General features: G+C 55.5%; 7 protein-coding genes. 2 read left to right on the plus strand and 5 right to left on the minus strand.

Annotated elements, in window-relative coordinates:
- Positions 1 to 290: 290 nt before the first annotated feature.
- The 4 genes from D9K61_RS19450 to D9K61_RS19465 all read right to left on the minus strand — a co-directional run bounded on the left by D9K61_RS19450 (position 291) and on the right by D9K61_RS19465 (position 3794).
- Entirely contained in the window at positions 291 to 1097 is an 807-nt protein-coding gene (locus tag D9K61_RS19450; protein ID WP_120634839.1) for an SDR family NAD(P)-dependent oxidoreductase, read from the minus strand.
- A 13-nt stretch (positions 1098 to 1110) separates the two neighbouring features.
- Positions 1111 to 2076: an LLM class oxidoreductase gene (locus D9K61_RS19455; RefSeq protein ID WP_120634840.1), complete on the minus strand. Its 966-nt coding sequence runs from the start codon at positions 2074 to 2076 to the stop codon at positions 1111 to 1113.
- 23 nt (positions 2077 to 2099) lie between these two features.
- Positions 2100 to 2879, minus strand: coding sequence for a CmcJ/NvfI family oxidoreductase (locus D9K61_RS19460; protein ID WP_120634841.1), 780 nt, complete (start codon positions 2877 to 2879; stop codon positions 2100 to 2102).
- 69 nt (positions 2880 to 2948) lie between these two features.
- Positions 2949 to 3794 (minus strand): enoyl-CoA hydratase/isomerase family protein, encoded by an 846-nt coding sequence (locus D9K61_RS19465; RefSeq protein ID WP_120634842.1) that lies wholly within the window; start codon positions 3792 to 3794, stop codon positions 2949 to 2951.
- Positions 3795 to 3892: 98 nt separating this feature from the next.
- Between D9K61_RS19465 and D9K61_RS19470 the strand changes: the two genes are divergently transcribed.
- On the plus strand, positions 3893 to 4801 hold the full coding sequence (locus tag D9K61_RS19470; RefSeq protein ID WP_120634877.1) for a LysR family transcriptional regulator: 909 nt from the start codon (positions 3893 to 3895) through the stop codon (positions 4799 to 4801).
- Between the two features lie 608 nt (positions 4802 to 5409).
- Here the strand turns inward: D9K61_RS19470 and D9K61_RS19475 are convergent.
- Entirely contained in the window at positions 5410 to 5787 is a 378-nt protein-coding gene (locus tag D9K61_RS19475) for a transposase (RefSeq protein ID WP_371688487.1), read from the minus strand.
- Between the two features lie 119 nt (positions 5788 to 5906).
- Between D9K61_RS19475 and istA the strand changes: the two genes are divergently transcribed.
- Positions 5907 to 6779 (plus strand): IS21 family transposase (gene istA / locus D9K61_RS19480; protein ID WP_120634878.1); only part of this gene is annotated, 873 nt, incomplete at its 3' end.

Consider the following 6779-nt stretch of genomic DNA (forward strand, 5'->3'; position numbering starts at 1 on the left):
CATCCTCCCGAGAGCTAAAGCCTTCCAACACTATGGCTGGAACAGTCTTGTCAACCGACAGAACAGAGCAGACTGCGGCCACATTGTGTAGAGACTTTTCCCGATCCAAGCGCGCCTTTTCGAGGTTCTTCCCAAATTCCAGAGAAGTTCGCAATACAAGGTCTTGGTCATACTTTGCGATCAAATCTCTTTTCTTCATGGTGCGCTTTTCAACAATCCTTGCTGAAGCCTGCCAGATTGGCTGGACTGCGCAGCTAGTCGTCGTTGGTCAATCAAATGACCAATTCGAGTCACTTCGCGAGAAAACCCTCTATCGCATCCACCACGGCTTTGGATTTCCGATTGTTTTGCACGTCCGGATGGGGAGATGCGAATTGGCCAGAGTCATTGTCAAAGTACTGGCCATTGGCATCGGCGAATTCCTCGGACAAGGCTGCTCGCGCAAGCACGTCTGCACCTTGAGAAACATCGCCACCYGCAACMCCRAAGGCTTGTTTCACCATCTTGCTGCCGAGCATAGAACCCGGATTRACCGCAATGATGGCCGGGCCTTCACCATCCGAAGAYAARGCCATCTGGGATGACCAMATGGTCAGCGCCAGCTTGCTTTGGGCATAGGCAGCGCCCGCCGACAGGGTGGACTTGCCAAGTAGTGCGTCGATCTGTACGGGGGATTGTGCCGCCGAGGAAAGGTTTACGACCCGAGCACCGTCCGCTGCGCTAAGTAGGTTCCAAAGGCGCTTGGTGAGAAGGTAGGGTGCGAAGGTATTGACGGAAAATCGGGTATCCAAGCCATCCACTGTGCGCGTTTCAGGGGTTTCGTAGACACCTGCGTTGTTGATCAGCACATCTAGGCTGTGATGATTGGCGACCACGGCTTGCGCCAAGTTTTCTACCTCTTCCAGGCGCGAGAGATCAGCAACATAGCTGTGAACAGGTTCGACTCGTCCTGAACGTGTCAAATCCATCTGTACCGCATTCAGTTTGTCGGGATTACGTCCATGCAACAATAGTGTATGCCCAAGTGAAGCCAAAGCGCGGGCAGTTGCCAACCCGATGCCGTCGGTCGCGCCAGTGATGAGGATGGTTTTTGTCATCTGGTACTCTCCGTTAAATGGTGAGGTTCGGCAGCACGTCTTCGGCCAGCCGCTTCAGCGTGGTTGCGATATCGGCCTGATTGAATCGCAAGTTGAGCGCGACATGATTGACGCCGATGCCCTCAAGCGATTTCAGATAGGCCACGAGATCATGCGCATTCAATCGCAGGCCCAGATGAATGGGTTGCGGTGCATGATGATCCTCAACCAGATCGACGTATAGCGGCTGCATCACCGGCTGTTCGTCTCGGCCAGCGTCCACGGTGCGCGCGCGCCAGTCCGAGATGATCTTTGCCTGCGTGGCCGTATCGCGCGGATAGAGCATCCAGCCATCGCCGTTTCGTGCGATCCAGTCCGGGGATTGCTGGCTGCCTCCGGTAACCAACATAGGAAGCCGCGCACCAAATGGTTTGGGCAGCATGTCGATTGAGCCGTCAAGCGCGCCATGGTCGCCCCGATGAGCCGGGCGATCCTTGGCCATTGCGCGGATATAAGCAAAGGCGTCGCGGAACCTTTCACCACGATCATCAAAAGACATGTCGAGCGCCGGATACTCGTCGGGCCGGTCGCCTGATGCGACCCCTAGCAACATGCGGCCACCGGACAGCACATCCACGCTAGCAGCCGCCTTGGCCACATGTGCAGGGTGGCGCAGCGGTAGCACCGCGCTGGCCAGTCCCAAAGCAATCGACTGGGTTTGACCGGCCAACATCCCGAGATACACCCACGGATCAAAGATCTGACCTGCATCGCCAAAACTCGGCACGTTGAACGGGACGTCGCGCAACCAAACGGCGGCAAAGCCCAGGTCTTCCGCCTGCTTTATGCGGTCGAGTTGATTGTGCATGGTTGGGATGGCACTGTTGGCATAGGTCTCCAGCGGCGCGACCAAGCCGACCGTCAGCTTGTCTTTCTGAAACACGGAATTGTAGGCCCGATTGATAATCGGGAAGGTCTCTTGTTGCGTTGTGTCGAGCATAAGGTTTCTCCTGCGCGAACCGGTCAATACCGAACGAGTGTGCGGCTCTCGATGCTTTTGCGGATCACATGAAGGCTGTCATCCTCGACCAGATCAATCGCGCTGTGTGCGATGGAGGGGAGCCCCTTGTTGTCGTAGATGTTGAAGAATGCCACCTCATCCGGCGTCATCTTGGATTGATAGACCCATTCATGCGCGTCGTTTGCAGCAAGCCCCATGATGTGACCAAGACGATCCGGGTAAACCAGGTCGATCAGGATCCAATCCTCGTCCGCCACGCTTGACGGACGCACAAACCCCAACGGTGCGCTGTTGATCGGCGTCTCAACGGGCCGCCAGACATTGATGAACCCGTAATGTCCTGCGCTCCATTCCGCTGCTTTGTCAGATCCCAGAATGTCGACCAGGCGTTGTTGCGCACCTTGCGCACTGTAATCACTATGTACATTGCGGGCGGGTTTTCGGTCAGAGTTTGGATCGTCTACCCGCACGGTGTGATCGAACACGATAACCTCTTTTGCCTCCACTTCCCGTTTGAGAAGTTCAGCCAATTCGCGATCATAGTCGGTTTTCCAGTGTTGATCTGCGGTAAACTCTGCTACCTTCGTCGGCTCTTGGACAAAGCTGACGCAATCCGTGGCGAACATCACCGCAGTATGACCGTTGCGCACATCCCAGACGTTGATATCTGTCGCAACAAGCTCAGGTGAAATCAGCATTCCGCCCACACCTCCGGCATCAATATGAAATGCCTGCCGTGTGTCGCGGTGAACATGGTAATTGACGGTTCCAGTCCGTGGCATCTGCACTATCCTGTGAGTTGATGTTTGCGCATCAGGCCGGTTGTCAGCCTGACGCTGCTGTGTTCGTGTTCACTTCACATCCTGAATGCCGATCACCAGATCGTTCCAGGCGCGCTGGTTTTCCATGTCGAACTGCGCACCGTTGTCATCGGCATATTGGAACCGCTTTTGCGCCGGTGTCTTGCTCATCGACTGATAGAGCCAATAAGCCTCTTCCTTCAGCGCTTCGGTAATCGGCAGATCGATTGACGCATATACGGTTCGCTTGCAGGCCTCGATGGACTCGGCAGGGAACTGGGCGATCCGTTCAGCGAGGGCTTTGACGTGATCCGCAATCTTGTCCGCATCAAGCGCTTTGTTGATCGTGCCGTAGGCTTCGGCCTTGTCAGCATCAAAATCCTCGGCGCTGAGAACAATCTCAAGTGCGCGACCCAGTCCGACCTGACGGGCCATGCGTGACGCGCCCCCACCACAGGGCAGGATGCCCATGCCGACTTCCATCTGCATGAACTTGGCCTTACCGCGTGCCGCAAATCGCATATCACAAGCCAAGGCAAACTCATGGCCTCCGCCACGCGCAAAGCCCTCGATCTGAGCGATGGTCGCCTGGGGCAGCTTGCTGATCCGATCCAGTGTCGCTTGTAGATCCATCACCTCGATCTCAGCGCGATCCACCGCTGTGGTCGACATGTCCTTCAAGAAATTGGTATCAGCGTGCGCCACGAAGATCTCAGGATGCGCAGATTTGAACACGACGACCTTAATATCGCGGTCCTGCTCCAGACCATCAGCCAGCTTGCTCAAGTCCTCCAGCATGGGCAAACCCTGAATGTTGACCGGGGGATAGTCGAAGGTCACCCATGCAATTCCGTCTTGGGTAGATACGTTGAATGTTGTGAAGCCGTCGTAGGCCATGAATGATCTCCTGTTTATGATTGAAACAAACATAGCTTCTATATTTTCTGATGAAACAGCATATAAGTGAGTTCAGTATTCGCATTTTGGATATAATCATGGACCTTGAAAGTGTTCGCCTTTTTGTTCGGGCGGCGGAGAAGCTGAACATTAGCGAGGCAGGTCGCAGCCTCGAGTTAGCCCCTGCGGTTGCCAGTACGAGACTTGCCAAACTTGAGAAAAACCTCGGGTCTGATTTGTTGCACCGTTCGACACGCAAGGTCAGTCTTTCCACCGAGGGGGCCGAGTTTCTGCCTTTTGCCAGAGAACTTCTCGCACAGGAAAAAGCGGCACGCGCAGCCCTCGGACTGGAAAGCTCCGAAGCCAGCGGCACATTGCGGTTCACAGCCCCCAGCAGTTTCGCACAGATGTATATCGCGCCAATACTGCCGGAGTTTCTGGACACCCATCCGAACGTAAAGCTCGATTTGCACCTCTCCGACACTAAGGTCGGACTGATTGAGGGCAGTTTTGATCTGTCATTGCGCAATTCTGCCTTGGAGGACTCCAGCCTCAAGGCCCGCAAGCTGGCAGATGATCGCCGCATTCTTTGCGCGTCACCAGATTACCTCCAACGTCACGGTACACCGCAACAGCCAATTGACCTGGAAGATCATGCGCTGATCGGGTTTCAGGACCAATCTGCGCGCAACCTGAGAACTGTGGACGGAAAGACAGGCGTCTTTGACCCGCAATCGGCGAGCTGTCGGCTGGTTCTCAACAACGGGCTGAGCCAAAAAGCAGCGACAGTGGCAGGGGCTGGTATCTCCATGAACTCAATGTGGAGCGTTCACGATGAAGTCCGCAAAGGCTCACTTGTCAGAGTGTTGCCGGAGTTCGATGTCGATGATCAATCTGTGTTGTGGCTGGTTTATCCAAAATCCAACGTGCTGACCGCTAAAGTCCGGGTGTTTATTGATTATCTGATCGAGAAGATTGGCAAATCGCCTGTGTGGGCGTCGGACTGATTTTTTGCAGGAGTTGGATGTGGCAGGGTCAGCATGGAGTTCCATTACAGCCCTTGGATCAAACGAAGCTAAATAGTGCTTTGTCCGCGTCTCGATTGTCGAATCTGAGCGCAGCGAGAGGTCGGTTTGAAATCTGACGATCTGAGCACGGATGAAGGTCCGCTTTAGTGAATCTCGCCGCACCTCCGAAGAGATGTCGCCGCACCTGCGAACAGATGCTGCATCAGCAATAGCGGTGTGAGCACGAGGCGGCTTTGTCCGCGGTGTTCGTTTTCATCACCCGGAGGAACATGGTCTGCAATCGATCGAAAGCTGCCGAATGCATCCGCAGCGCCTACGCTGAGCGGCAATGTCGTCTGTGGGTGGCTCCTGCATTGCAAGAACTTTTTGGTGATGTTTGGGGGTATTTTTCGTCAGTACCTTCGTCTGTCCGGCCTGTTTGCGTGGCGGCATTGTCGCCACTGGCCTTGATGAATTCCGCGAGCGAGGTTCCAATCGGCTCATCGACCTCTGAGGGCCGCTGCCATTGCCGGAGTGTCCTTGCTCTTGGTTGACTTAATTCCGCATCATCACTTCAACGTCTTGCATCTCGTGGACAGTCGACGCGCTTAGAACGCAGGCTGCCGGTACTCCTGTTTTTTCGTGAGCATCGCCCAGATGGCCCGCGCGGCCTTGTTGGCCATGGCAGTTGTTGCCAGTCGGAACGGTTTGTCTGCGATGATCTTTGCTGTCCACAAATCGACCTTCTCTGGCGAACGTTTCGCCATCACAGCACGCGATGTCATACCTACGACCAACAACTTGCGAATGTAGCGATCACCCTGCTTCGTGATCTTGCCCAGACGTTCCTTGCCACCGCTGGATTTGTTGAGTGGGGTCAGTCCGAGCCAAGCCGCAAGATCGCGTCCGGTCCGGAACTGATGCGCGTCACCGATTGTGGCGACAATTGTTGAGGCTGTGATCGGACCGATTCCAGGCATGCGCATCAATCTGCGCGTGTGAATCCCGGAGACAAAATGGCCACTGAATCGGTTGGATGATCTGACCGTCGCGGAGCAAAATTCCGCAGTCTGACACCTGAGGCGAACGAGCTGAGGGTGAGGAGATGTATTCAGTGGAACTTTATAACCGGGTGCGGCGTGCGTGCCATGTTGACGGGATGAGTAATAGCGCTGCTGCGCGGCTATTTGGCATTGATCGCAAGACCGTTGCGAAGATTCTGAAGCACTCGGTTCCGCCGGGTTACCGGCGTGAAGGGCCGCCAGTTCGCCCCAAGCTTGATCCGTTCATCGCAATCATCGACCAGATCCTCGCGGACGATATGAGCCGGATCAAGAAGCAGCGTCACACGGCGAAGCGTATCCATGAGCGCCTGCGGGATGAACATGGTTTCACGGGCGGGATCACCATTGTCACGGATTATGTGCGGGAGAAGAAGCGTCGGACCCGAGAGGTGTTTGTGCCGCTGTCACATGCGCCGGGCCATGCCCAGGTGGACTTTGGCGAGACACTTGGCGTGATCGGCGGCGTTGAATGCAAACTGCATTATTTTGCGATGGCCCTGCCGCACTCAGACGCATTCTTCATCAAAGCGTATCCGGCTGAGACGACCGAGGCTTTTTGCGACGGGCACAATTCCGCGTTTGCATTCTTTGGCGGCGTGCCCCTGTCGATCCTCTATGACAACACCACAATCGCCGTTGCGAAAATTTGCGGCGGCGGAAAGCGGGAACGGACCAGAACCTTTGCCGAGTTGCAGTCGCATTACCTGTTTGATGACAAGTTTGGCCGACCAGGAAAGGGGAATGACAAAGGAACCGTTGAAGGTGTGATCGGCTACGGGCGCCGTAACTTTCTTGTTCCCGCGCCCCGGCTCGACAGCTTCGATGCCCTGAACCTCTTGCTCGAAGAGCAATGCCTGAAGCGTCAGGACGACACCCTGCGTGGCCATGCCGAGCCCATCGGCGACCGCCTGATG

Source organism: Ruegeria sp. EL01 (assembly GCF_900313035.1).
Classification (GTDB): Bacteria; Pseudomonadota; Alphaproteobacteria; order Rhodobacterales; family Rhodobacteraceae; genus Ruegeria.

Coding starts and splice junctions, on each gene's coding strand:
- D9K61_RS19455 (WP_120634840.1), bottom strand. CDS start 2,076: ATGCTCGACACAACGCAACAAGAGACCTTCCCGATTATCAATCGGGCC.
- D9K61_RS19460 (WP_120634841.1), bottom strand. CDS start 2,879: ATGCCACGGACTGGAACCGTCAATTACCATGTTCACCGCGACACACGG.
- D9K61_RS19465 (WP_120634842.1), bottom strand. CDS start 3,794: ATGGCCTACGACGGCTTCACAACATTCAACGTATCTACCCAAGACGGA.
- D9K61_RS19470 (WP_120634877.1), top strand. CDS start 3,893: ATGGACCTTGAAAGTGTTCGCCTTTTTGTTCGGGCGGCGGAGAAGCTG.
- D9K61_RS19475 (WP_371688487.1), bottom strand. CDS start 5,787: ATGCGCATGCCTGGAATCGGTCCGATCACAGCCTCAACAATTGTCGCC.